Source organism: Pseudomonas sp. S35, from assembly GCF_009866765.1.
In the GTDB taxonomy this organism is placed as follows: Bacteria; Pseudomonadota; Gammaproteobacteria; order Pseudomonadales; family Pseudomonadaceae; genus Aquipseudomonas.
Window position 1 is genome coordinate 2,060,228 of the sequence record NZ_CP019431.1, and the last position, 25,398, is coordinate 2,085,625.

Genomic DNA, 25,398 nt, shown 5'->3' on the forward strand with positions numbered 1-25,398 from the left:
ACGGCTATTTCTTCCAAAGGACGCTTTCCATGAGCATGACGTTTTCCGGCCAGGTTGCCCTGGTGACCGGCGCTGCCGCCGGTATTGGCCGCGCCACCGCGCTGGCGTTCGCCGCCGAAGGTTTGAAGGTCGTGGTTGCCGACCTGGATGTGGCCGGTGGTGAGGGCACGGTGGCACTGATCCACCAGGCTGGCGGCGAGGCGCTGTTTGTGCGCTGCAACGTCACCCAAGAGGCAGATGTGCAGCAGTTGATGGCGCAGACGCTCAGTGCCTATGGCCGTTTGGACTACGCCTTTAATAACGCCGGCATCGAGATCGAGAAAGGCAAACTGGCCGACGGTAGCCTGGATGAGTTCGACGCGATCATGGGCGTCAACGTCAAGGGCGTGTGGCTGTGCATGAAGCACCAGTTACCGCTGCTGCTGGCCCAGGGCGGCGGGGCCATCGTCAACACCGCGTCGGTGGCGGGGTTGGGCGCGGCGCCGAAGATGAGCATCTATGCGGCCTCCAAGCATGCGGTGATCGGCCTGACCAAGTCGGCGGCCATTGAATACGCCAAGAAGAAAATCCGCGTCAATGCCGTGTGCCCTGCGGTGATCGATACCGACATGTTCCGCCGTGCCTATGAGGCCGACCCGCGCAAGGCCGAGTTCGCCGCCGCCATGCACCCGGTAGGGCGTATCGGCAAGGTTGAGGAGATCGCCAGCGCAGTGCTTTACCTTTGCAGTGATGGCGCGGCGTTCACGACTGGCCAGGCGTTGGCGGTGGACGGTGGCGCAACAGCGATTTAGGACCTTGCACCGCACTCTGATCGAAAACGTCTGGGGGGGCGTGGGGGTTTTCCGTAGCGGGCAAGATGCCATGAGTGAATATGTGTCAGTAGGTAAATAACCCAATCAAATCAATATTTTAATAAATTTTCGCATCCGGTCGTTCCCTGCTTGTGTGCTTAACTCTGCGCGTTGAAATCAGACAGTTGAAGTGAGTGGCTCATGGATTTAGGGATTGATCGACAAGCCCACGTACCGGTTGTGCAGCAAATCGTCAGCGCCGTGGTGCAGTGGATTCGCGAGAGTGGGGTGAGCCCCGGAACACGCTTGCCATCCATTCGCCAACTGGCGCTTGATAACCTGCTCAGCCAATCCAGTGTGATCGAAGCATACGAGCGGATGGTCGCCCAGGGTTTGCTGGCTCCTCGTCAAGGCCCGGGATTTGTGGTGGCCCAGCCGACGACTTCCCACGAATGCAATTGGTATGAGGGCGCGGAACGCGAGTGGGGCGTCTTTGCCGATAACCCGTTGGGCGAGTTGAAGCTGGGCTGCGGCTGGTTGCCGGATGCTTGGCGCGAAAGTGATGACATCAGCTACGCCATTCGTGAAGTCACCCGCACCGACACCGCCGGTCTGTTCAATTACAGCACCCCATTGGGGTTGCCCGCGTTACGCGAGCAACTGCTCAAGCGCTTGACGCAGATCCGCATCGACACCCGCCTGGATCAGATAATGACTACCGCCGGCGCCAGCCATGCCCAGGACTTGCTCATCCGCACGTTGCTCAAGGCCGGCGACAGCGTGGTGGTCGAAACCCCGGGGTATGGCAGCCTCTACCGGCAACTGGCGTTTCATGGCGTCCAGTTGCTGGAAGTGCCGCGCACCCGAGGCGGCCCGGACATTCCGGCGCTGGAAGCGCTATTGCTTGCGCATCGTCCCAAATGCCTGTTCATCCAGAGCCTGTATCACAACCCCACCGGCACCAGTCTGTGCCGCACGGTGGCCGAGCGTTTGCTGGAGCTGGCGCACCGCGAGAACTTCCTGATCATTGAGGAAGACGTCTACGGTGATCTGCAGCATGCCAGTTGCGTGAGGCTTTCGGCGTTGCCCCATGATGATCGGGTGATCTATGTCGCAAGTTTCTCCAAGACGCTGAGCAGTGCCTTGCGCGTGGGGTATCTGTGTGCAAGTAAGGCGATCATCACACAGCTGGCAAGCCTCAAGACATTGACTGGATTCGGCACGTCGCGGTTTGCCGAAGCAGTGGTGGCAACGTTACTGGCCAACGGCACCTATCGTAAGTGGGTGCAGCGCCTGCGCAAGCGACTGGGCACTGAGATGACGGCAACCTTGCAAGTGCTGGAGGACGAAGAGTGGGAGGTGTTCGCAGCGCCCGCCGGTGGCATGTTCCTGTGGGCGCGGCCGGGGGCGGCTCCCTCTACGTTGTTGCAGGCGTACGCCCGGCAGTTGGAGGTGTTGGTGTCGCCAGGGCAATTGTTCAGTCCAAGTGGGGAGCACAGCGAGTGGCTGCGCATCAATGTGGCCTATGCGGCTGATCCGCGAGCCTTGGCGTTGTTCCGGGCCATGGGGCCTGCCAGATCGACCTCGACCATTCTGAAAGCGACGAGTATGTAGCTTTTTGCCATTATTGCGGCGCCAACGCCTTGTGCTCGGGGCCTTGTCGTTGCGACTCTCGCTACTTGGCAATCGGGCTTGATGGCATCTGCCATTGCAAGAGGGTTCAAGTACAATGATTTCGGGCGTGCAACGACGTTTCGCCAACCTCGGTATGGCGAAAAAACTGGGCTTGGGTTTCACCCTGGTACTGCTGCTGACGGCCTTGGTCGCGGCCATTGGCGTGTGGTCCCTGCAAACCGTTGGCCAGCGTTTCGAGGGGCTCAAGGCCATGTCGTCGCTTAACAGCGGCTTGCTCAAGGTGCGCCTGATCGAGCAGGACTATGCGCTGCATGCCGATCCCAAGGCAGTCGACGCCCTGCACGAGAGCGTCGAGGCCTTGGCGGCCCAGGCGGCGAGCCTCAAGGCCCGGTCTGCGGCGAATGTGCCGGCGATGACCGATGTCGAACAGGCTCTGGCGGCCTATCGCAAGGCGTTCGATGAGTTTGTCGAGCTGACCCAGACCAAAGACCTGGCCCTGGAAATGGCCAGTTGGTCAGTGTCCAGCGTGGCCAATAACCTGGACGTATTGCAGGCCGGGTTGGCGGACGACGGCGCCTATGGCCTCAAGGAAAGCCAGGGCAGGGAGGGCGCCGAGTTTATCGAGCAGGCGGGTCAGGTCAGCCAAGTCTCACGCTTGATGCTGCAGGCCATGAACGAGGCCCATGTGCGCCTGGACCAAAGCCGCAAGGCCGATGCGGACGACGCCGAGCAAGGCAAGATCGAGCAGGCCGACCAGGCCCTGGCCCAGGTCGAGCAACTGAAAACCTCGGTCAAGGACTCCGGTTACCAGACGGTGCTCAATGAGGTCTCGGGGCATATCGCCGCCTTCAGCGAGAAGCTTGGCGAATACACCGGGCTGCTGGCACAGGAAAAGGTGGTCTACAAACAACTGCATGATCGGGCCGACCAGGTGGTCAGCCGGGTGAACCAGGCCTATGACGCCGAAGACCAATCGGTGCAGGCACAACTGAAGAAAAGTGCGATGTTGATCATGGGGTCGTCGGCCTTGGCGCTTTTGATGGGGGTGGTGGCGGCCTGGGTGATTACGCGCCTGATCGTTGCGCCGCTGCGCAGTGTGATTGGGGTGGCCGAGCAAATTGCCGCGGGTGATTTGAGCGGGCGCATGGAGGTCAACCGTCGCGATGAAATTGGCCAACTGATGCAGGCAATGCAACAAATGGGCAATGGCTTGAGCCATATGGTCAGCGGGCTGCAAGCCGGCATCGAGCAACTGGCCGGTTCGGCGCAGACGCTGTCCAGCGTGACCGAGCAGACCAATGTCGAGGTCAGCAGCCAGAAGGAAGAAACCGAGCAGGTGGCCACGGCGATGAACCAGATGACCGCCACGGTGCATGACGTGGCGCGCAACGCTGAAGAGGCCGCGCAAGCCGCGCAGACGGCGGACGAAAAAGTCGACAGCGGCCAGCGGGTGGTGCGCCAGAGTTTGCAGCGCATCGAGTTGCTGGCCACCTCCAGCACCAGTGCCAGCGCCAGTATCGAGAGCCTCAGTGCCGAGATCCAGAATATCGGCACCGTGCTGGGCGTGATCAAGAGCGTGGCGGAACAGACCAACCTGCTGGCCCTGAACGCGGCCATCGAAGCCGCCCGCGCAGGTGAGCAGGGCCGTGGCTTTGCGGTAGTGGCCGATGAAGTGCGCGCGCTGGCCAAGCGTACTCAGCAATCGACCGAAGAAATCGAGCGGCTGGTCAGTACCCTGCGCAGTGCGGCGCAATCATCGGTGCAGCAGATTCAGCACAGTGGCGAGTTGGTGAAGCTGGCAGTCAGCGATACGCTGGAGACCGAAAGCGCCTTGGGTAGCATTGCGGTAGCTGTGTCGTTGATCCAGCAGATGAACCAGCAGATTGCCGCTGCCGCCGAGGAGCAAAGCTCGGTGGCTGAAGAGATCAATCGCAGCGTCACCAGCATTCGCGCCAGCGCCGATCAGTCGGCGTTGAGTATGCAGGGCAATGCGGCATCGAGCATCCAGTTGGCGCAGTTGGGCGCGGAGCTCAAGGGCATGGTGGGGCATTTTGGCCTGTGATCGCGGCAAAGGTGCAGCGATCACAGGCGTAGCACGATCAGGCGTGGTTGGCGAGAAAGGTCAGCAGCGCTTCGTTGACGAAATCCGGGTTCTCACGGCTGGAGATGTGCCCGGCGTCTGGAATCAGCCTCAGGGCGCAGCCAATCCGCTCGGCCATTTCCTGGGACTCTGCGGGTGGGCGGGGTTTGTCCTGCTCGCCGCACATCACCAGGGACGTGTCGGCGTCGAGGCGCTGTAGTTGTTCCAGTATGTCCGCTCGACTGAATATCAGCCGGCCCAATGGCACGATGCTGTCCAGCAGACGCTCCCGTGAAAACGCCTGCAGTGACTTGCGAAAGCCCTGATACAGCGTCGAGTCGCGGTCTATATCCGGGCGGAAGAAGATCGGCGCAATCACGTCCAGTAGTGGCTCAGGGATAGCGCCGGCGTCTTCGATCATCTTGAACAGCGAGAAGTAGTATTGGCGTGTGGCTTCGGGTTCGGCACCGAGGTAGGTGTCCATCAGCACCAGGCTGCTGATGCGCTCAGGTGCCTGCAAGGCCAGGCGAGCGCCCCACATGCCGCCAACCGAGAGCCCTACCAGATTGACTTGCGCGATATCGAGATGGTCCAGCAGGGCCAGTGCCTGGCGTGCCAGGCCGTCCAGGGAGCCTGTCTGTTCGGGCAGAGCGCCCGATTCGCCATGCCCCCACAGCTCGGGCACGATTACGCGGTACTGTTGCGATAGGGCTTCGACCTGGGGTGCCCACATATCACTGGCCCACAGGTAGCTTGAGCCCAGCAGGACGGCAGGGCCGGTGCCCTGGTCGAGGTAGTGCAGCGGTTTTCCATCAATGACAGCGAAAGGCATAGCAGACCCCTAACTTCGCGGAATGAGGGGCACTTTTTTACGCTAGTCGGAGGCGGGGGGATAGGCACAAAGTGATGGCATCTACAGGTGAGCGGGCAAGCCTGCTCACCAAGTAGTTGGGGTTGATCAGTCGTAGATGACTTTCTTTTTCCACTCGGCGTCGGCGTCGACTTCTTTCATGCCTTGGGTCAGTTCGTTGACCTCTTCTGCCGCCTGCTTGCTGTTAGCCAGCACGGTAGAGTTGGCGCGGGCCAGTTGGCCTTCGAGCAATTGCAGTTGGGCGCTGTAGAGCACCGGCTCCGGCTGTTTGCGCAGGTACTGCACGCCACGTTCAAAGGCCAGGCGTGCCTGGCCCGGTTGGCCTTGCTGCAGCGCGTGCTGGCCGAGGTTGTTGAAGAATTCGATGTGCAGCAGCACCAGGATATGGCGGATTTCCTTGATCCAGTGCTTGGCTTCGTTGGACGGCAGGAAACCGTCCTGGGCCGCGCGAGTGACCTGGCCGTGCAGGGCTTCGAGCAGGAAGCGCACGTCCTTGGCCTTGGCCTCGGTCTGGATCGGGGCCGGAGGGTTGTTCACCGGGATGGATTCGCCCTGGGCCACCAGCGTATTGAGCTCGGCGATCCGCGCCTTGATGGGTGCGCTGGTCTTGATGAGGTTCAACAGACGCTGGTTGACGTTGAGCTCCAGGCGGGTCAGCAACAATTTAAGCGCCGGGGTCATCAATTGGCCTGGGAAGGTCTCGGTGATTTCACCGCAACGGCGCAGGCGATCATTGAGCTCGATCTCGGTGCGCTTCTTTTCCAGCTTGTTGTTTTCCACCACGTGGTTCATGTAGCCAATGGCGATCAGTAGTACGATCCCGGCTACTACCAGCAGGGTGATCATGAGTGGTGTCACCGGTGTGACCTCTTTATAGGGTTTGCAGTGGAGTGTAGTGACTGAGCCAGCTGTCGGATAGGACTGATCGACCAGTTGCGCAGGTAGTTTCTTCTATATACGTAGGCATTCTGTGCATGGGTGCACATTGCCATCATTTGCCAGGGCCAACTATAACGTCTTGTCGGGTGCCAGAATATAGGCGTCAAGGTGCGCACGGGCAGAATGCCCGCAACCCCCGGTAAACACAGGCGAAGTCATTGATTTTAATAAATTTATCCTTGGGGGTTGACGATCTCCCAATCCATCCATAGAATGCGCGCCACTTAAAGCGTAAAGCACACAGCAAAACGCGATGAGTAGTGAATGTTGTACGTGTGTCCCCTTCGTCTAGTGGCCTAGGACACCGCCCTTTCACGGCGGTAACAGGGGTTCGAGTCCCCTAGGGGACGCCATTTGCGGGAATAGCTCAGTTGGTAGAGCACGACCTTGCCAAGGTCGGGGTCGCGAGTTCGAGTCTCGTTTCCCGCTCCAATTTACAAACAGTGTGGCTTTCGGGCGGCACTGAGTGAAACCAGGACCCTATCTTCGGATGAGGCCTCTGGGCACTGGAATACACACCATGTGTTTCAGTAGCGTGTCCCCTTCGTCTAGTGGCCTAGGACACCGCCCTTTCACGGCGGTAACAGGGGTTCGAGTCCCCTAGGGGACGCCATTTGCGGGAATAGCTCAGTTGGTAGAGCACGACCTTGCCAAGGTCGGGGTCGCGAGTTCGAGTCTCGTTTCCCGCTCCAATTTACAAACAGTGTGGCTTTCGGGCGGCACTGAGTGAAACCAGGACCCTATCTTCGGATGAGGCCTCTGGGCACTGGAATACACACCATGTGTTTCAGTAGCGTGTCCCCTTCGTCTAGTGGCCTAGGACACCGCCCTTTCACGGCGGTAACAGGGGTTCGAGTCCCCTAGGGGACGCCATTTGCGGGAATAGCTCAGTTGGTAGAGCACGACCTTGCCAAGGTCGGGGTCGCGAGTTCGAGTCTCGTTTCCCGCTCCAAATATAGATCTACAGACTTCCACTGGCATCTGTAGGTCGTTGAAAAGAGGAGCTTCGGCTCCTTTTTTCATTCCAGCAAAAGCCACGGAAGTCCACCTACAGCCAGCGTTTTTGAGGCCAAAATTAAGGCCAAAGAATGCGGGTGGTGCCGGTTCCGGGTTGTTGCTGGGGTTGGATCGGGATGACCAGCAGCATCGAGCCTAAGTCTCATGACTTAGGAGTTTGATGATGGCACTCTCTGATCTGACCGTGCGGCAAGCCAAGGCCGCCAAGAAAACCTACAACATCCCCGACACCGACGGCCTCGGCCTGGTGGTCGCCCCCACAGGCGGCAAATCGTGGCATCTGCGCTATTACTGGCTCGGCAAGCAAAAGCGCATCTCCCTGGGCAACTACCCCGAGGTCGGACTGCGTGAAGCCCGCGCCTCGCGTGATGAAGCTCGGGCGCTCGTGGCGAAGGGCATCAATCCTCATACCGACCGCAAACAGAAGCGGCACGCTGTCAAGCTGGCCTCGGACTACACGTTCAAGGCTGTCTTCAATGCCTGGGTCGAGCATCGCGCGAAGGAACTCAAGGAAGGCAGAAACAGCACGCTGTCGCAGATCCAGAGAATCTTCGGGAAGGACGTGCTGCCCAGCCTTGAGAAAATGTCGATCTACGACATTCGCCGGCCTCAACTCCTGGGCGTCCTGGCGCGGATCGAGCGGCGCAAAGCTTTCACCACTGCCGAGAAGGTCCGCACTTGGCTGGGCCAGTTGTTCCGCTACGCCCTGGTCATTGTCGAGGGCATGGAGGCCAATCCGGCCACCGACCTCGACGTGGTGGCCGAACCCAAGCCACCGGTGAACCACAACCCCTATCTGCGTCTGCCCGAACTGCCCGACTTCCTCCAGAGGCTCAGGCTCTACAACCCGCGTGGTTGGCAAACGCAGCTTGGTATTCGCCTGCTGTTCCTGACGGGGGTGCGTACCGGCGAACTGCGGCTAGCGACCCCGGATCAGTTCGACCTCGACCGCGGTCTTTGGATTATTCCGCCGCAGATCGTCAAGCAGCTTCAGGACGAGATGCGCAAGGCGGGCAAGCGCCCGCAGGACATACCGCCTTACATCGTGCCCCTGTCTGTCCAGGCCATCGAAATCGTGCGCTACCTCCTGCGTGTAATGCGGCCTGCCCAGAAGCACCTGCTGGCGCACCGCAGCGAACTCAAGAAGCGCATCAGTGAGAACACGCTCAACGCTGCTTTGAAACGAATGGGCTACGAGGACCAACTGACCGGCCATGGCATCCGGGGAACGATCTCGACGGCACTCAACGAGATCGGTTATCCCAAGATTTGGGTGGACGCGCAGCTTTCGCACTCCGATCCGAACAAGGTGAGTTCGGCCTACAACCACGCCAAGTATGTCGAGCCGCGCCGCCGGATGATGCAGGATTGGGCCGACCGTCTCGACCTGCTTGAACAGGGCAAAGTGGAAGCTGCCAGTGTGCATCTCACCATCCATATCGAAGGGGTGCCAGCGATGGCGGAAGAGCCGGCGGCCATCGCCGCTGCTTCCGCTAAAGCCGCCGTGTCGTCCACGCCGATCGTTGTGGCGCCAAGTACTGAGGGAGCCACCTTCCAGCGGCTGTCGCAGGTGCCTCCGCCCCCCACTCGGACGCCGGAACCGGAAGTGTCTGCAATCCAGCGCGAGCGCGAGGAAATGCTGGCTATGTACGAGTCGCCTAGTTGTCTGCCTGTGCCGCTGTTCGGCAAGCTGGCCGGTAAGTCCAAGGACCAGATCAACCGCGAGCTGAAGGCAGGCAAGCTGCTGTCCATCAGCCTGGGTAATCGGGGGCAGCGTGTTCCTGATTGGCAACTGGTGCCACTCAAGCACAAGCTGGCCCAGGTACTCATGAATCAGTGCCCAGGAACGGACTCGTGGGACCTGTATCGAATGCTGACCCGGCCGCACCCGGATCTTGGCGATCGCGCAGCGATCGATGTAGTCACGCCGACCAATGTGGTCGCGGTCGTTCGGACCATCGTGGGCGACCAACATCATCCAGATGCCTCGGAGACCCTCTCGCCGCAGGCTATCCCAGAGAGCGTGCGGCAGAGCATTCGCCGGATGGTGGATGGCGCGGCGGTGTTCGAGGGCGTTTGAAAGCCAACGCTGCGGCCTGTTGACCGGAGCGGGACTGCTTCGGTCAACAGGTATCGATCAGGCTGCTCCAGCTCTGGCGATCTGCAGCGCTCTGCGTTCGAACTGCTCAGCAGCCGAGTTGGCTTGCCCGCTAGGTCGCAGCAGGTGCGTCACGATCTCGTAGGGGCCGTCGGATAACGAACGCATGTCGATCCCCAATGCATTCGCTTGCTGAACGCGCGATTGCGCGCACACCCCGATGCCATAGCCGGCCGCCACCCATATCGCCATCATCTCGAAGGATGTCACGCACTGAATGCACGGCTCGTCTGTCGGCATGAGGGAGGACAGCCGCTCATCCAGCAAAGGACAAGCCTCTGCCGGCCAGCGAAACAAGGGATAGTCCAGCAGTTCGGCGATCGTGAGTGTTGCTTGGCTGAGCGATGGGAACTGCCACGGCACGGCAACGGCCATGTTCTCGATCCAAAGGCGCTGGCTCTTCAGGGAGGGGTCACTCAATCCCTGAAGTAGTAGCCCTGCGTCGTAGCGATCCTCGCGAAGTCCCGCAACCAGGGCATCGCTCGTGACCTCAAAAAAAGCGATAGTGACTTCGGGCTCTTCCGCGCGCTGCAGCGCAAGCAGCGCCGAGAGATGTGAGGATGGCACACCTTGCGCGATAGCAAGCCGGAGATTGGAAACCTGACTGGTGGCGTCGTGCATTGAGAGCCCCCAAGAGGCGATCGGATTAGAAAAGGCGAGCCGATATGATAGCCAAGAGTTAACTTTAACGTGGTTAAATTTCATTGATTGCTTGACGCTTCTGGCGATGCAGAAGCGTAGCGTTCAACGGGGCCGTCCCCCTGGCACAACCACTTATGAAGCCGAGCCGGCACTGGCGTTCGGTCAAGCGGTGCGTGCCGCCCGCACAGAACAAGGAATCGCTCAGGAAGAGTTGGCTGCCTTGGCCAAGGTCGAGCGCTCGCACATGGGTAAGATCGAGCGTGGGGAGCACATGCCCACACTCGCCCTGATACTGAAGATCGCCTTGGCGCTCAGGATAAGTGCAGCCGACCTGATGGCTGCAACTGAAAGTAATCTGCGTGCCGGCGCCAATTCGTGAGCCATCGTCACTGCCAGGCGGGCACTGGGCCGTAGGCTATGCGTCTCCTCAAGGTCTGCCGGGACCTGCCTTGGGAATACCTGTCCAGCACGCGCTGCTGAGGCCGATCGGTAACGCAGCGCAACATTGACTTCGGCGTCGATTCTCGAGATTGGTCATCTGTGGGTGGCCCCGCTAATCGCACGTATGGGCGCGTAGGCGAGCGATGAATCTCTCCAGCGGAGCCGACAAACTGCCGCTGCCGGGCCGAAGCAAGTAGGTGGTGATCACCGCTGACTCCGCCGCCAAGGGACGGATGACCACATCTGGCCGTTGGCAGGCTGCGGACCTGGTCTGCGTGGTGAAACCGAGGCCGAAGCCTGCGCCGACCAGGGTCAGCATCATGTCCAGCGAAGACACATGCTCAACGACATTGGGCTCACGATCCAACGGTCGAAGGACCCGCGCTAGTTCGCGGCAGTAGCCCTCGCACACCTGCGGATCGCACAAGACGAGCGGGTGGCTCCCGAGTTCGTGAAGAGGGACCTCCCTGTGGGCTAACAATTCATGCCGGGCTGGTACCGCAATCACCAGCGAGTCCTGCCAAAGTGGTTCGGCAACAATGTCTTCATCGATCTCGGCCGTGTATGCGAACCCGGCCGCGAAGTCGCCTGACCGTAGACCACGCAACTGCTCGGCCAAAGGAACCTCGGACAGCCTTATTTCAATCTCCGGCTCCTTTTCACGGCAATGAGCGAGGAACGCGGACAGTCGCTGGTCGACCGCGCCATCGGATATCGCGATGCGCAGGCTACCTCGTAAGCCGGCCGCGACGGCTTTGGCATTCTCCCGGGCCTGTTCCAAGACGGTGAATAGTCTTCGAGTGTCTTGCAAGAACGCAGCGCCGGCTGCGGTAAGCCGGGTTCCTCTACGATCCCGATCGAAGAGCACTACCCCCAATTCATCCTCAAGCTCTTTGATAGTCCGCGAAAGGGGTGGCTGCTCGATATGCAGACGTTCGGCGGCCCGTGTGAAGTGCAGCTCCTCGGCCAAGACACCGAAGCAGCGAAGGTGTCGCAATTCCATCAATAACCTGCTCCTTATGAAAATATCTAGTAATTCAAAAAATTACCCTCACGAATGCACGTTTATGAATTCGATTTATTAGGAGGTAGCAAGCTTCCCACTTTCAGGGGCGCACCTTATTGCTCAAGCCTGTGACTTGTATTTCAAGAGCTGGTTTGTTGACAGCACAAACGCTCATGGCGCTACCCGAAACCCGATTAGCACTGTCCTTCAATAATCAGGCGATAGGCACAAGAGCCTGCTTCGGAGAGCAGGCTTTTGTGGGAGGGGCACTTCAGCCCCGACGGATTTTTCCGGCCTACTTACAGGGCCGAATCTCTCTCAGGGGATTGCTGAGGGTTCGTGCTAAACAGGACCCGAAATTGGCATACCCAAAGCCATTCCGTTCTGCCGCAAGGCGTTCATAGTCTCTGATGCAATGCCTGCACCTTCCGGAGCGACACATTGCATGACCTTGCTTTTAGTCGTTGGCACTGACAATGCCGTTCCAAGATCCACAATACGGAAAAGATCATACTTACCACGACATATGATGCCCTTGGTTTAAAAATTACCAAGATGCATAAAGTCACAGTGCGTCCGGGCCTTCAATGAGAGTTGACCCGGTTGTGCGGCGCCTGCGGGGTCCGACGCAGGTTCAGCCACTGCACCAGGACACCGAGCACGGCCACTGCGCCCGCACCACTGGCCAAGGCCCCCGCTGGCCACTGCTGGAGCAGCAACACCCCGCCCAGCGCCGCACCGATGGCGCTGCCCAAGTACAACGCCGACTCGTTGAGTGCTACGGCCAGATTGCCGTCGCCTTGGCGCTCGCGCGCGTTGATCAGCTCATTGTTCTGCGGCACCTGCAGTGCCCATCCCACCGCGCCCCAGGCAGCGATCGGAAGCATCACCAACCAAGCACCCATCGATGCCGTCACTGGAAGTAGGAACAGCGCCGCAGCCAGGATTATCATGATCCACAGGGTCAGTACCGGACCCCTGACGCGATCCACCAACGGGCCGATGAGAAAGCTGCCGAGCACGCCACCAACACCCCATACCCACAGGTAAGGTGTCACCGATCGAGCCGCGCCCTGGCTTGCAGCCAGCAACGGTGAGATGAAGGTGTACATACCCAAGCTGGCGATTGCCGCCAGCAGCGATACCAACAGGAGCAAGGCCACGTGACCATCGGTCAACCAAGCCAGTTTGGCCCTGAGTGGCGTGGCTGCTGGGGCTGGAAACGCGGGTAGCCTCAGCGCCAGCCCCACCAGGGAGATTGCGCCCAAGGCGGTTACCAGCCACAGGGCCGAGGCCCAGCCGAGACGTTCGGCCAACAGCAGGCTCAGCGGCACACCCAGCACCGTGCCACTGGCCATACCCCCCATGATCACTGCGATCGCCTTGCCCCGCTGGTCTGGCGGCGACAGCGCAGCCGAGGCGGCAATACCCATTGCAAGATAGACGCCGGCGCCAATACCGGCCAGAGCGCGGAAGACCAGCAGCGCATTGAAGTTGGTCGCCAAGGCGCTGGCTGCGTTCGCGAGCACGAACAATCCGAGCGCGAACAGCAAACCACCTCGTTGCCGACGAGCAGGCAGCAGCGCGACGAACAGCGGCGAGCCCAGACCGTAGGCCAGGGTGAAAGCGGTCACCAGTTGCGCCGCAAGGGCGACGGGCACCGCGAAGGCTGTTTCGATCATGGGGATCAGGCCAGCGGTAACGTACGACGCCATGCCCAAGGCGAAAGCACCGAGGGCGACAAGATAGACTGGAGATTGCGCAGAACGTGACATTGGGAGGCTCCTAAGAGAAAAGAGCGTGGAGGCGCGCCACGGTACGACGCGCTTCACAGCGATGGATCAAAGAGTGAGTTCGACGCGGTATTCGGCGAGCCAGGTGTTCAAGCCGATGGCCAGCTCCATTCCCATTCGGTCGTACATGGGAGACAGATTCCCGAGGGGTTTCGCAAGGGTGTTTGCGATACGTTGCCGATCGAGCAGCGGCAACACTGGCGCTGCCGGATCGGCCAGGATCGCGACGAGCGACTCGCGCAGTCCCCGCTCATAGGCCGGATCCTGCGTCGAGGGGTATGGACTCTTGACCCGCTCGGCGATGCTGTCCGGAAGCAGGTCGCGCGTGGCGGCGCGCAGGATGCTTTTCTCCCGGCCGTCGAAGGACTTCATTTCCCAAGGGATGTTGAAGACGTACTCAACCAGGCGGTGGTCGCAGAATGGCACGCGCACCTCCAGGCCCACCGCCATGCTCATGCGATCTTTGCGGTCGAGCAGCGTCTGTACGAAGCGTGTCAGATTCACGTAGCTCATTTGTCGCATGCGCCGGTTGGTCGCATCTTCTCCGGACAGCACTGGGGTCTCGGCCAGTGCTTGGCTGTAGCTGTCGCGCAGGAAGGTGTCCATCTGCAAGGTGTCCAGCAGGTCTTGCGCGAACAGCGTCTTGCCGTCGAAATACTTGCCAGTCGCAGAGGTCAGCCACGGAAAAGTCTGAGCAGCGATCGCCTCTGGATCATGAAACCAGCGATATCCGCCGAACACTTCATCGGCCGACTCGCCTGACAAGGCCACGGTCGAATGTCGGCGGATCTCCTGGAACAGGCGGTACAGCGAGGGCCACATGTCGCCCCAGAATGCAGGTGGCAGGTCCAGCGCCTGAACGATCTTGGCCCGCAGCGCCGGATCGGCCAGCTCGCTGCTGTCCAGAACGATTTCACCATGGGTAGAACCGATGCGCCTTACCAGGTCACGCACGAAGGGGGCGTCGGGGGTGCCGCGCACCGCATCGCCGGTAAAGCCTCCGCCGTGGTCGGCGAAGTCCACTGAGAACGAGCGGATGTTGTCCTTGCCATCGGCCAGCAGCTTCTTGGACGCCAGGGCGGTGATGATCGAGGAATCCAAGCCGCCGGACAGTAGGCTGCACAACGGCACGTCGGCGACGATCTGCCGATCAACGATGTCCTCCAGCAGGTCGCGGGTATGGCGGACGGTCTGTTCCAGCGTGTGCTCATGCTCATGGGCCTGCAGCGCCCAATAGCGATGGCGCGACAGGCCCGCACGGCTGATCTTGACCAGCTCGCCCGGCAGCACCTCGCGCATACCGGCGAAGATCGCGTGGCCCGGAGTTTTGACCATCTCTAGCACTTCGCGCAGCCCATCGGCATTCACCTTGCGAGGCACTCTCGGGTTGGCGAGCAGGGCTTTGGGTTCGGAGCCGAACACCACGCCGTCGTCGGTCTGGAAGTAGTACAGCGGCTTCACGCCCATCCGGTCGCGTACCAGCAGCAGTTGCTGTGTCAGTCGATCCCAGAGGGCGAAGGCGTACATGCCGTTGAGCCGTTCAACGAAGGCCTCGCCCCATTCCAGGTAAGCACGCAGAACCACCTCGGTGTCGCTGCGGGTCTCGAAGCGGTGGCCGCGCTCCAGCAATTCGCGGCGCAACTCCGGGAAGTTATAGACCTCTCCCGTGTAGCTGATGACCGCAGCGGCACGGTGACCGCCATGCTCAGCGACCATCGGTTGGCGGCCGCCCTCCAAGTCGATGATCGACAGACGCCGGTGCCCCAGCCCGATAGGGCCGTCGATCCACACGCCCTGCGCATCGGGGCCGCGCGGTGCCAGGGTATCGGTCATGCGCTGCAAAGTGTCGCGGTGCGTCGTCAGGTCATGGCTGAACGCAAGCCAGCCGGTCATTCCACACATAAATCACTCCTGAAATGGTTGTTAAGCCTTAGCCCAAGCTCTCAAGGTCTGCGCTCTGGGGTATGAGCAACCGCGCCGCGCCGCGTACATAGCGGGCAAGCGGCAGCGTGCCGATCTGCCGGCCGATGCCGTCGAGCAGAGCCTGAAGGCGGATCGCCTCATCGAGGCCGGCGAAGGGTTGCCGAGGTGCTCCACCCAGTGCAGTCACGCGCGTAACGTCCTCGCACAGGCGCGACAGCTTGAGCAGTGTTTCGAGTCCGACCTCGCTCGGGTCGGTCCGGAAGGCATCCACCAGCACCTCCCGTCCTTCGCTGTCGCGGGTCCAGATGCGCAACTCGTCGTGGTCCCAGGCCGGGGTGTCGTAGACGATGCGCGCGTGGAAGATCCGGCCGGCCGGATCGGCGAAAGAGAAGTCCACGGTGCGCTGTCGTTGGATGTTGACGAAGCTGCTGTAGCCGGCCACCACCGCGTCGCCCAGGGTCGCTGTGAGCAACACGGTGTCCGGAACATCGGGGCCGGAAAGGGAAAAGTCCGAGCCGATGCCGATCGCCTGCCGTAGGCGCAACGTTTCGCCAGGCGCGCCGATCCACTGCACCAGGTCCAGAGCATGGATGACCTCGCTGCTCACGCCGCAGGTGGGTCGATAGTCGTTCAGCCGGTCTTTGCCCCAATGGAAGCTGGCGCGGATCAGCGACCACGCCTGCTCGGCCACCCGGTCCCTCAGCCGCTGGCTGGCCTCTGAATAGCGCTCCACCAGATCCAACGCAAAGCCCTGAGCACTCGCCAGTCCGGCGCAAGCGTCTGGCCAGCCATCCCCCGGCGCGGCCAGCGGCTTCTCGCAGAGCACGAAGCCCGTGAAGCCGGCTAGGTCGCGCAGGATGCCAACGTGCGCATGATCGTTGACGCTGACCACCACCACGTCGGGGTGGAATTCGGCCAGCGCGCGACGAACGTCCGGGTAGTAGGGCAGGGCTTCGCCGATGCGCTGCTGGCGTGCCACATAGGCTATGTCGAGCGGCAGGTCCAGCGTGCCAGCAAGATGGCGGAAGGCACGCTGGTAGCGCCTGCCGGCATAGCCCAGTCCGATGATCAGCAGCTTCATGGCCGGCCTCCCGACAGACTCAGTAGTCCTTCCACGCCGCGCACGAAACCCAGCTTGCGGTACAACGCCTCGGCGGCCGGGGTGGTCTCCAGCAGCACCTTGGTCACGCCGCGCTCGGCGAACCATTGCAACAACTCGTGCATCAACCTCTCGGCGATGCCCTGGCGTCGGCACGGCGGCGACACCACCACCGACTGGACCCAGCCGCACCAGCCGCTCAGGCAGTCCGGCGCAGGCGGGCGTGAATCGATGAGGCCGGTGGCGCAGGCCACGACTTCGCCGTCCCGGTCAGCGACGGCGATTCTCGTGTGCTCGCCACCTGCTAGCACTGGCTTCAGCCAGTCCCGATAGGCGGCCTTCCAGCGCAAGCGTTCCTCGGACGTGCGGCTCGCATAGCTTGCCGTTGACGCGCCATCCAGCAGATGAGCGCGCAGCGCTACCAGCACCTCGATATCGGATGGTGTGGCCGGGCGAATCTTCCAGGATGCGTTCGACATTTCACGACGCCTCCTGCAGGGCGTCGGCGGCGCCGTGTGCTAGCAGCGGAATGTCGAAATGCCCGAAGACCTCTTCCAGCGCCTCGGCGAGCTGGTCGATCTGCGCATCGCTGTGGTTCGGCGTGGCATTGACGCGGAAGCGCTCGGTGCCCACTGCCACCGAGGGGAAATTGATCGGTTGCAGGTAGATGCCATGCACACGCAGCAGCCGCTCCGCCGCAGCCTTGCACTTGCCGGCGTCGCCGACCAGCACCGGCAGCACGTGTGTGGTGGAGCACGCCATCACCGGAATGCGCCGCTCGGCCAGTGCTTGGCGCAGGCGCCGGGTTTGTGCATGCAGCCGGTCACGCTCGGCGGTTTGCTCCTTCAGGTGTTCGACGCTGGCCAGGCAACCGGCCGCTACCGCGGGCGGCAGCGACGTGGTGAAGATGAAGCCGGTGGCGAACGATCGGATGGCGTCAACCAGCCATTGAGCGCCGACGATGTAACCACCAATCACGCCGATCGCCTTGGCCATCGTGCCCTGGATCAAGTCCACCTGATCGGCGACCCCCAAGTGCGCCGCCAGTCCGGTGCCGCGCGGACCGTACATGCCCACCGCATGCACCTCATCGAGAAAGGTCAGCGCGTTGTGGTGGCGGGCCAGCGCCACGATCTCTGCGATAGGCGCCACATCGCCGTCCATGGAGTACACCGACTCGAACACCACGATCTTCGGCCGCTCGCGCGGGTAGCGCGCCAGTAGCTCCCCCAGGTGGGCCACATCGTTGTGACGGAACACCTGACGCTCGGCACGGGTCGCGCAAATGCCACTGATGATGGACGCATGGTTCTTCTCATCGCTGATCACCACGCAGTCGGGAATCTGCCGCAGCAGGCATTGCAACGTCGCATCGTTGGAGCTGAAGCCGGTCGGGAATACCAGCGCCGCCTCCTTGCCATGCCAGTCGGCCAAGCTGCGCTCCAGCTGGCAGTAGATCCCGTGAGTTCCGCCGATATTGCGCGAACCGCCCGAGCCGGCGCCATAGATGTCGATCGCCTCGTGCATCGCTTTGCACACGCTCGGATGCTGTGACATCCCGAGGTAGTCATTGCTGCACCAAATGACGACGGGACGGTTGTCTTCGCCTTCGAGCCGCGCCAGCGGATATTTTCCACGGATCCGATTCAAGGTCACGAAAGTCCGGTACTGCCCGGAAGCCTTCAATTCACTCAGTTTTTCACTCAGCAAACTTTGGTACATGCTCATTTCTCCTTATTTTTTACACCTCATATGCGTTTTGGCAGCTGTCTACTGCCGGCCAAGAACGGCCGAGATGGCGAGCCGAAGTGATTGTGTGCGGCGTTTTTAGCTATTACAATTTAACTGTTTATACTGTTACTAAAAGTGATTGGATGAGTATTGTTCGCAATATGGGACGTGTCAGAAAGGAATTGGCCGAGTTCCTGCGGAGTCGGCGCGAGCGTCTAGCGCCCTCAGAGGTCGGACTTCCGTCTGGGGCGCGCCGTCGCACGCCGGGGCTGCGCCGCGAGGAGGTGGCAGCATTGGCCGGCGTCGGGCTGACCTGGTACACGTGGCTGGAGCAGGGGCGAGACATCAGTGTGTCAGCGACTTTTTTGGACAACCTTGCGCGGGTCCTAAAGCTGGATGCGGCCGAGCGACGCTATCTCTACCTTCTTACTCAGCAGCGCCCACCCGCTGAGCCCGGTAAGACGTGGTGTGTCGTCCCACAGGTGGTCCATCGGCTCATGGGGGATCTGGCATTACGCCCCGCCTATGTGATCAACCTACGATGGGACGTGTTGGCTTGGAACCAGGCTGCCGACAAGGTGTTCCGCTTTTCCTCGCATGCGCCGGAGCGGCGCAATTTGTTGTGGATGCTGTTTGCTGATCCCTTCACCCAAGAGCTTTTCGATCCCTGGGAGGATCAAGCACTGCAGATGCTTTCTCACTTCAGGAGAGATTTCGTCAATGCGACGCAGGAGCCCGATATCTGCGCCTTGATCAAGGACCTGGAAAAAGTCTCTCCAGACTTCAAGGAATGGTGGCAGCAGCAAGACATTCACGGCCCGGATCACGGGTGGCGACGCTTACGGATTGAGGAGCTTGGACACGTCGCATTCGAGTATTCAAAATTGACAATAGATGAGGATCATCACCTGCGACTTTTCTATTACGCTGCAATGGAAGATGGGGATGACAGCAAGGGCTTTTCCGGGTGGCTAAGGTCATCCGGATTTCAACAAAACACGTCCGCGTAAAGCGACGGTAGTACCCAAACCCGACAGTCGCCGCACTGCGACTAATCTCCCAAGATACTCCGCCAGCGCGTAGGCGCCGAGTCCGGAGAAGCAACTTTCCAGCAGGTAGTGCCCCCCGCAATGAGAAGGTCCGTTGGATGCTCAAGACACGGACACTGCTTAGTGGGAAATGATCTACGCATGCCCGAATCGAGAAGTCGCCCCAACACACCAAGTAGTGGCTGAAACGCGTACCGTAGGGACGCCTGACGATCAGGCGCATTCCCCAGACGGGGCGAGGACGAGTGATGAAACAGAAGGTGAAGATCTTGGCGATCGTGGCTGGATTCATGGTCGGCCCAGCGCTTTCAACCAGTGCAATGGCGCAGGCATGCTGTCCGAGCGATGGGCACACTATTGCTGCGACCACTGGATTGGGTCAAAGCATGCCGCCGGCGACCAATCTTGCGGTCGATCCGGCATGGCGGGTTTATGCGTTTGAACGAGATGGCGTCCAGTATCTGCAAGTCAACGACGCAAACGGTCTGGTGCGCGCGGCCATCGGCCGCATCAGCGAAACGACGTGGGTCATGCCCATAGGAACGGACGTGAACCGCATCACGATCTCCGCTAGCGCCAATGACAGCTCGGGCACTTTGATCTATCGATCGGGTCCGATCGCCATCAGAGCCTTGCAGACAGCGCAGGGCAATGCCTGGGTATTTACGACATCCGAGAACTGATGAAGCGATCTTGAAGGGGTTCTGAGAGAAGGAAGCTAAGGCTCAATGCATGGCGGCGGCGAGAGACGCCGCCATGCGTTGTAAGCCGGTCCAAAAACTCACTCTCCAGCGTCTCGTCGCCGCGCGGAACCGCATCGAGCACCGATGCGTCGGCGATGACTCGGACGGCGATGCCCAGCCGTCCGCGCGACTGCCAAACTCGTGCTTTGACCAGATGCCGTCGAGCCATCGGCAAGAACTCAACCGCGTTGAGCAGGCAACGATACGCGGCAAGCTGCAGGCCGATCGACATTCTTCGTGGGTCTCCAATCAAGCGACAGCAAAACTCGGTGTCGCACTTGTTTGCGAGGGAGACGGAGGCCAGCACGTGGTAGAGCCCGTGCGTCTCGATCTCCAACGGATAGAGCGCAGTCACATAGTCATCCAGCAACTTTTCCTGGATCACCCCGTTGCGGGTCATCTCCATCGCCGCCGCATAGTGACCGCGTGCGCGCAGATAAGTGATCGGGTTTCGACGCAGCCGGTTGAACTGGATGTGGAGGTCCATGTACTCGACCACCCGGTTTCGCATCACGCGTTCTGCCGACAGATAGCCGGAATGGGCCATCTGTAGCGCCCGGTCCCTGGATCGGCTGAAACTGCGGGCGCTCTCATATGCCGCCGACAGTTGCGTACCGAAAGCCACAAGACCGATCGCCACGGCGCTGAGCAGCAACTGGACATTGAAGACATCGACACTGAAGAACCCGTCGATGCTCACCTTGGGCAGCGACAGCGCCACAGCCACGTTGACCACCACGACACCGAGCGCCGCACCGCGCCAGCCGTGCCGCAGCGTCAACCCGACTGCCAGCGCGATCAGCGCGAGCATGAGCAACTGCTTAAGCAGCACGTCGGTGGCTACGGTGATCCCCACGAACAGCACGCCGGCCGCGGCGAGCGTCCAGATTCCGTGGCGCAGAAGTGCCGCTGCTTCCTTTTCGCTCCTTGGCCGACGTTGCCAGAGCAACGCCGGCAGGAGCAGCATCAACATGCCGAGAAAATCGCCCAGTGCGTACTTCACCAGCGTGTGCCACAACGCCGACACTTGAGGGCCACCGAGGACAGCATTGAAGGCCAAGCTGGCGCAAGCCCCCCAAATTGCCATGGTCAACGCGAGCACGAGGAGCCAATGGTCCTTGCGGATGAGATCGGGGATATGGCTGCGGGCGATCAAGGGCAGCAAAGAAGCGACCGGCATGAAGAAGATCGCGCTGATGTAGGCCCATGCGGCGCTGTAGCCACGCGACTCCACCAACGGAACACGGAGCATCAAGACCGCGGCCGCATCGCCGGCCAGCAGGTAAGGCCATTGGCGCCACGGCAAGAGCAGCAACGTCACCAGGCGGAGCCCTGCGGGCAGATACCACTGATCGACGGACCAGCGTCGAAGCAGAAGAAACGCAGCGCAGTAAACGATGCTGAGCAGACACCCCCTGGCGAAATCCTTTGCAGCCATGTGCCCCTCCCTGGTACGGATACAGGGCAACTATAGAAGTCCATCCAACACGGGCGGTAGACAATTGCTCCCCGTACCGTCAATGGCTACAAGGCGACCACTTTAAGAGGGTGGCGGCTCGATCGCAGCACTTGTCGGGGTCAGGGATGGGCTGCTTTTATGCACGGGCGTCATCGTGAACGTACGAGCCGGTACTGGCGGCGATCACCGTAGGCAGGTCCCTGCGTCTCGGTATTGGCGCATAGGCGACCCTCGCATAGCGTCACGTCGGCTGCGTTGTAAGCGCGCAAAAGCTCCGCGCGTAGTTGGTTGTCGCGGATGTCTTGGCGGTACTGCATCAGTAGCCAACCGCCGCCAGCGAGCAACAGCAGCAAACTCCCAAGCGTGACGGCGGCGCTCTTCCACAGCAGCAGGCGTTGCATGCGCTCGACGTGCTTGAGTTGGGCGGCCAGCGACTGCGCGCCCCCGCTGATCAAATTGCCCGCGTGCTGCAGCCGCTTTTCAAAGCCGGCGACGGACTCGTCAAGGCCGTTCTGCACCTGCCGGATCAAAGCATCCGGAACACGCTGCAATGTCTCCTGCACCGAACGCACGGTCACGCCCGGCAATGATTGCGTGACTTGTTCGAGGTGCTGTACGAGTCGCTGTTGTTGTCGACCAAGGTCGGCGCAGCTGCGCTCGAACTGTTCCATCAGCGCGGCGGCCTGGCTCGCCAGCGCCAGCGTTTCGGACTGGTTCATCATGCTTCCTAGAATAGGGCGTGTGGACGATCAGAGGCTGCGCGCACCGATGCGCGGTGCTTCCTGCTGCTGCATGTCTGCTTGTTGCCGTTGTGTCTGCAACGCTTGCTGCGCCGCTTGGTGCTCTTGTCGGTTCACCGTTTCGATCGCTTCGGCGCGCAGCGTGCGACCAGGCTCCGCACTGGCCAATTCCTGCGTCATCTGCCGGAATATGTCGCGGTCGCCGTTTTGTGAGGCTGCCAGCATACGGTCGAGGAAGGCAGAGGGGTTGTCGTGCAACGTGAGGGATGCCGTGTTCTTCAGCGCGCCCGCGCCTTCCTCGTGGCCAGGCACCTTCAGTGTTGTCTGCCAGCCTTGCGGCGCGTGGCTGTGATCGCGCTCTTCGCGTAGTTGCTGCATCTGCTCCGGCCAGTTGGGTACCCCGATGATGTTTCGGCCCGCGCCCGGCGCCAACGGTCCGCGCAGTTCATCGATACCATCAAGAATCACACCCTGCCAGCCGCGGGCGCCGAGCGTCACCCCATTCCGCAGCAACGCCACGTCGCCACGATACTTTTCGATCATTGGCGCGTGCTGCTGCACCAATTGTTGCGCGGCAGGGGCTTCCAGCACTGAACGATCCGGTTTGCCGTCGCTATCGACTGGTAGAAAGTTATGCATGCGATGCGAGTCCCCTAGGCCAACCGCAGCCGCAAGCGGATTGCGCAGGTCAAGCGCGCTGCGGCTGTTGTCGTAACCAGCCTGCTCCAGCGTGGCGATCTCCTTCGGCGCAGCGTAGACCCGCACCTCGCCGTAGTGCCGGCTGGCCGCACTGACCGGATCGCCAGCCATCACGTGATTGATCACATCGTGGCCGCCTTCTGGAATGCGACGGTCGAGGCTGACCCCCCCATACGCATTGAAGGTTTGGCCCTTTAGTCCAAAGTGGTGTGCGGTGATCTGAGTCAGGCCGCCCCCGAGGGAGTGGCCGGTGACGGTGACTTCGGGCCGATGGCCAGCACGCTTGGCTTGATGCTCCGCCATGTTCATTGCATGGCGGGTTAGTTCGATGGCGTCTGCTGCCTGCGCGTTGTGACGAGTGGCGACCATGCCACCATCCGCTAATAAACCATCTTGTATCGGCTGTCGGCCGAACTCACTGCCGCGATGGGCAACGACGATTTCGCCGGTGTCAGCTCTCCGATAAATGATGCCTTGGTAGCCTGACGGGCTATCCATGTATTCGACGCGTTTATAGGGAACACCGCCGATATTGACAGTTCGGCTGTTTTCGCCTGTTTCGAGGGGCTTGTGATAGACGTCTTCGGCAAGCGCAGCATATTGTTGACTGGTCAGGCTCATGGCACTTCCTTGGTGGAAACCAGGGTTATCTTGAACAACTGATTGCGCAACTCTTGCTTAAATTTGGTCGGATCAGAATTGCCCGTGTCCGGATAATTATCCATCTCATCTCTGGGGTACCCACCCGACCAAAAATATGTGACCTCTGGCGTGGAGCTAATAATTTTGTCTTTATATATTCCTGGCTGGAATCTTGTCTCTTTGGGGGCGCCTGTTGCCCTCAGCGAAATATCGGCACTCGAAAGCTCCCAGTGACAAACGCCTTTGCCATAGTAGTCGGCATCGACCATCCCATCGGCATATATGGTTGCCACATATTTGGCTTCACTGATTTTTTGAAAGTGAATAGGTATTCCATCTTCCTTCGACTTGCTCCACACACCCTCGATCGGCTCCATCGGCGTACATTGCGTATGGTTGGTCATCTGATAGAACGCCATTCCCGATACATGCCCAAACGGTCCTGGCGCATCCTCGATAGTCATCGTGATCCGATACGCCTGGGTGGGATGAGGATTTTTGCGGTAGATCGGATCTCCATCGGCATCTGTCTTGCCAGGAGCAGCATTCATCGGGTTACACCCCGCTAAGAGAAAAACAAAAGATACAACTGACGCCATGGATTTTCATGCACCCTTCCATGCTGAGGGCGATTGTTGTGAAGCAACCCATGTGGCCATGATGCGATTCTCCGTCAGCAATAGTTAATATTTATATTCAGCCATGCAGCACCAAGTAAAAAATAACTAGAATTTCGTGCTGTACCCCAGCGCCACCATGCCGAGGCCCAGTGCGTCTTTGGCCCAACAATTAACCAAGGCGCCAGGGGTTAAATCGCACTACTGGATACATCCAAAAATTCCTGCCCTTCCTTTGAAGAAGCCTTTGGGCGACAACGTAACTTTTACGGTTTGCCCGGGAGCCTTGATTTCAACAAACTTCTCAAGCACATCATCAAACATGGAGGTGAATTTCTCATTTTTATAGTAGGTCGTGAGTGTAGGCCTTCCATTGACTCCCTCGAAGCTAGTGCCCAAGTCCGTCGTTGTGCTCCCTTGAACTGCCAGCGCCATTGTCGTGAGGAGATAATATTTTCCAGGTTTGAGATTGGAGAATTGAAATTGACCTTTGTCATTGGTCATGCCATCAACACGAACCTGCATAGCGACAGGGGACACTTCAAGAGTGTCGCGCCCCTTCTTGAGCTTTGATGAAAGCTGAATTGCTTCGTTGAGGTAAGGTGTGGCCGGAAAGAGCGACACAGATTGGTTGCGCGCCAGGTAAGTGCCTCCCCATTTTCTACACGATGCACCACGCAAGCTGTACCTTTAATGGTGGAAGTGCCCAGTTCCAGAGCAGCTTGAGCAGCGCCAAGGTCGAATATTGATTTAGGCTGCAGCACGTTGAGTTTGCTAGACGTTGATGCTGTGGGCTCCGCAGCAACATCGTTCCTAGCACCCACTTCGTCAAGCCTTACTTTCGCCAACATTCCGCACATGGCGTTGCGCATGTCTTCCGGCTTCGCTTCCATTCCTGGAGGCAATGCTGCAATAACCGTCAACGTATTAAGATTTTCGTCTGCAGTGGCAAGTAACTGAAACCCGCGACACTTGTTGGTGGCTTTTTGAAAGAAATCTAACTTTACTTTGCCTTTTTCATTTCTTTTTTCGCCGATAACGAATCCTTCTTTTTCGGCGATTTGATGAAATTGCACTATAGCGTCACGTGCATTTAGTGTCTGTGACTCTCTCCATGTGCTGAACATCAAGACATTCGGCGCACTACTCGTATGAAAATTGGCTTCACAAGAGGCTGCTTCAGCTGCAGTTAGATAGCTGGCCAGGGAAAGATTAAATAGAAAAAAATAAATTATTCTTGAAGCTCGCATCGATTTCTCCATGTCTTGTGAACTCTGAGTCTCGGTAGTTTGGGTCGCCGAGAACACGGTCTCTGGCCAGGAG

Annotated in this window: 22 protein-coding genes and 6 tRNA genes; 13 read left to right on the forward strand and 15 right to left on the reverse strand. The window is 59.9% G+C overall.

Annotated features, from left to right (window positions below; all coding sequences use genetic code 11):
• Positions 1 to 29 precede the first annotated feature (29 nt).
• From PspS35_RS09330 to PspS35_RS09340, 3 genes are all read left to right on the forward strand, one after another.
• Positions 30 to 791: an SDR family oxidoreductase gene (locus PspS35_RS09330; protein WP_159933794.1), complete on the forward strand. Its 762-nt coding sequence runs from the start codon at positions 30 to 32 to the stop codon at positions 789 to 791.
• A gap of 201 nt (positions 792 to 992) precedes the next feature.
• Positions 993 to 2,405: a PLP-dependent aminotransferase family protein gene (locus PspS35_RS09335; RefSeq protein WP_159933796.1), complete on the forward strand. Its 1,413-nt coding sequence runs from the start codon at positions 993 to 995 to the stop codon at positions 2,403 to 2,405.
• 115 nt (positions 2,406 to 2,520) lie between these two features.
• A complete protein-coding gene (locus tag PspS35_RS09340) occupies positions 2,521 to 4,488 on the forward strand; it encodes a methyl-accepting chemotaxis protein (RefSeq protein ID WP_159933798.1) in 1,968 nt (655 codons plus the stop codon).
• A 37-nt stretch (positions 4,489 to 4,525) separates the two neighbouring features.
• Here PspS35_RS09340 and PspS35_RS09345 read toward each other — a convergent pair whose 3' ends face one another.
• Together PspS35_RS09345 and PspS35_RS09350 are read right to left on the reverse strand one after the other, a co-directional pair.
• A complete protein-coding gene (locus tag PspS35_RS09345) occupies positions 4,526 to 5,338 on the reverse strand; it encodes an alpha/beta hydrolase (RefSeq protein ID WP_159933800.1) in 813 nt (270 codons plus the stop codon).
• Positions 5,339 to 5,464: 126 nt separating this feature from the next.
• Positions 5,465 to 6,235, reverse strand: a complete 771-nt coding sequence (locus tag PspS35_RS09350) for a hypothetical protein (protein ID WP_159933802.1) — start codon at positions 6,233 to 6,235, stop codon at positions 5,465 to 5,467.
• A gap of 358 nt (positions 6,236 to 6,593) precedes the next feature.
• Here PspS35_RS09350 and PspS35_RS09355 point away from each other — a divergent pair.
• From PspS35_RS09355 to PspS35_RS09385, 7 genes are all read left to right on the forward strand, one after another.
• A tRNA-Glu gene (locus tag PspS35_RS09355) sits at positions 6,594 to 6,669 on the forward strand.
• Between the two features lie 3 nt (positions 6,670 to 6,672).
• A tRNA-Gly gene (locus PspS35_RS09360) sits at positions 6,673 to 6,748 on the forward strand.
• A gap of 105 nt (positions 6,749 to 6,853) precedes the next feature.
• Positions 6,854 to 6,929: transfer RNA gene (locus tag PspS35_RS09365), tRNA-Glu, on the forward strand.
• A 3-nt stretch (positions 6,930 to 6,932) separates the two neighbouring features.
• A tRNA-Gly gene (locus PspS35_RS09370) sits at positions 6,933 to 7,008 on the forward strand.
• A 105-nt stretch (positions 7,009 to 7,113) separates the two neighbouring features.
• Positions 7,114 to 7,189: transfer RNA gene (locus tag PspS35_RS09375), tRNA-Glu, on the forward strand.
• 3 nt (positions 7,190 to 7,192) lie between these two features.
• A tRNA-Gly gene (locus PspS35_RS09380) sits at positions 7,193 to 7,268 on the forward strand.
• Between the two features lie 228 nt (positions 7,269 to 7,496).
• Positions 7,497 to 9,413, forward strand: a complete 1,917-nt coding sequence (locus PspS35_RS09385) for an integrase arm-type DNA-binding domain-containing protein (protein WP_202982120.1) — start codon at positions 7,497 to 7,499, stop codon at positions 9,411 to 9,413.
• A 57-nt stretch (positions 9,414 to 9,470) separates the two neighbouring features.
• On the opposite strand, the gene PspS35_RS09390 is transcribed toward PspS35_RS09385, so the two are convergent.
• Positions 9,471 to 10,112 carry a substrate-binding domain-containing protein gene (locus PspS35_RS09390; protein ID WP_159933806.1) on the reverse strand — a complete coding sequence of 214 codons (642 nt, stop codon included), beginning with the start codon at positions 10,110 to 10,112 and terminating at the stop codon, positions 9,471 to 9,473.
• Positions 10,113 to 10,218: 106 nt separating this feature from the next.
• Between PspS35_RS09390 and PspS35_RS09395 the strand changes: the two genes are divergently transcribed.
• Positions 10,219 to 10,512 carry a helix-turn-helix transcriptional regulator gene (locus tag PspS35_RS09395; protein ID WP_159933808.1) on the forward strand — a complete coding sequence of 98 codons (294 nt, stop codon included), beginning with the start codon at positions 10,219 to 10,221 and terminating at the stop codon, positions 10,510 to 10,512.
• Between the two features lie 174 nt (positions 10,513 to 10,686).
• On the opposite strand, the gene PspS35_RS09400 is transcribed toward PspS35_RS09395, so the two are convergent.
• The 6 genes from PspS35_RS09400 to hemA all read right to left on the reverse strand — a co-directional run bounded on the left by PspS35_RS09400 (position 10,687) and on the right by hemA (position 18,117).
• Positions 10,687 to 11,577, reverse strand: a complete 891-nt coding sequence (locus PspS35_RS09400; RefSeq protein WP_058396228.1) for a LysR family transcriptional regulator — start codon at positions 11,575 to 11,577, stop codon at positions 10,687 to 10,689.
• 587 nt (positions 11,578 to 12,164) lie between these two features.
• Positions 12,165 to 13,355, reverse strand: coding sequence for an MFS transporter (locus PspS35_RS09405; RefSeq protein ID WP_159933810.1), 1,191 nt, complete (start codon positions 13,353 to 13,355; stop codon positions 12,165 to 12,167).
• A 66-nt stretch (positions 13,356 to 13,421) separates the two neighbouring features.
• On the reverse strand, positions 13,422 to 15,275 hold the full coding sequence (gene asnB / locus PspS35_RS09410; RefSeq protein ID WP_159933812.1) for an asparagine synthase (glutamine-hydrolyzing): 1,854 nt from the start codon (positions 15,273 to 15,275) through the stop codon (positions 13,422 to 13,424).
• Positions 15,276 to 15,303: 28 nt separating this feature from the next.
• The gene (locus PspS35_RS09415) at positions 15,304 to 16,377 is read right to left on the reverse strand and encodes a Gfo/Idh/MocA family oxidoreductase (protein ID WP_159933814.1); all 1,074 of its coding nucleotides are present in this window, start codon (positions 16,375 to 16,377) and stop codon (positions 15,304 to 15,306) included.
• Positions 16,374 to 16,874: a GNAT family N-acetyltransferase gene (locus PspS35_RS09420; RefSeq protein ID WP_159933816.1), complete on the reverse strand. Its 501-nt coding sequence runs from the start codon at positions 16,872 to 16,874 to the stop codon at positions 16,374 to 16,376. The genes PspS35_RS09415 and PspS35_RS09420 overlap by 4 nt, the downstream gene beginning before the upstream one ends.
• Position 16,875: 1 nt before the next feature.
• On the reverse strand, positions 16,876 to 18,117 hold the full coding sequence (gene hemA, locus PspS35_RS09425; protein WP_159933818.1) for a 5-aminolevulinate synthase: 1,242 nt from the start codon (positions 18,115 to 18,117) through the stop codon (positions 16,876 to 16,878).
• Positions 18,118 to 18,269: 152 nt separating this feature from the next.
• Here hemA and PspS35_RS09430 point away from each other — a divergent pair, with 152 nt between their 5' ends.
• On the forward strand, positions 18,270 to 19,136 hold the full coding sequence (locus PspS35_RS09430; protein WP_159933820.1) for a helix-turn-helix transcriptional regulator: 867 nt from the start codon (positions 18,270 to 18,272) through the stop codon (positions 19,134 to 19,136).
• A gap of 287 nt (positions 19,137 to 19,423) precedes the next feature.
• Positions 19,424 to 19,858, forward strand: a complete 435-nt coding sequence (locus PspS35_RS09435) for a hypothetical protein (protein ID WP_159933822.1) — start codon at positions 19,424 to 19,426, stop codon at positions 19,856 to 19,858.
• Here the strand turns inward: PspS35_RS09435 and PspS35_RS09440 are convergent.
• The 6 genes from PspS35_RS09440 to PspS35_RS09465 form a co-directional block, all read right to left on the reverse strand.
• Positions 19,839 to 21,356 (reverse strand): MASE1 domain-containing protein, encoded by a 1,518-nt coding sequence (locus PspS35_RS09440; RefSeq protein WP_159933824.1) that lies wholly within the window; start codon positions 21,354 to 21,356, stop codon positions 19,839 to 19,841. The genes PspS35_RS09435 and PspS35_RS09440 overlap by 20 nt on opposite strands.
• A gap of 170 nt (positions 21,357 to 21,526) precedes the next feature.
• Positions 21,527 to 22,096 (reverse strand): relaxation protein, encoded by a 570-nt coding sequence (locus tag PspS35_RS09445; protein WP_159933826.1) that lies wholly within the window; start codon positions 22,094 to 22,096, stop codon positions 21,527 to 21,529.
• Between the two features lie 30 nt (positions 22,097 to 22,126).
• Positions 22,127 to 23,437, reverse strand: a complete 1,311-nt coding sequence (locus tag PspS35_RS09450; protein ID WP_159933828.1) for a lipase — start codon at positions 23,435 to 23,437, stop codon at positions 22,127 to 22,129.
• The gene (locus PspS35_RS09455; RefSeq protein WP_202982121.1) at positions 23,434 to 24,009 is read right to left on the reverse strand and encodes a hypothetical protein; all 576 of its coding nucleotides are present in this window, start codon (positions 24,007 to 24,009) and stop codon (positions 23,434 to 23,436) included. The genes PspS35_RS09450 and PspS35_RS09455 overlap by 4 nt, the downstream gene beginning before the upstream one ends.
• 267 nt (positions 24,010 to 24,276) lie before the next feature.
• Positions 24,277 to 24,579: a hypothetical protein gene (locus PspS35_RS09460; RefSeq protein ID WP_159933832.1), complete on the reverse strand. Its 303-nt coding sequence runs from the start codon at positions 24,577 to 24,579 to the stop codon at positions 24,277 to 24,279.
• Entirely contained in the window at positions 24,576 to 25,325 is a 750-nt protein-coding gene (locus PspS35_RS09465) for a hypothetical protein (RefSeq protein ID WP_159933834.1), read from the reverse strand. The genes PspS35_RS09460 and PspS35_RS09465 overlap by 4 nt, the downstream gene beginning before the upstream one ends.
• Positions 25,326 to 25,398: the final 73 nt, after the last annotated feature.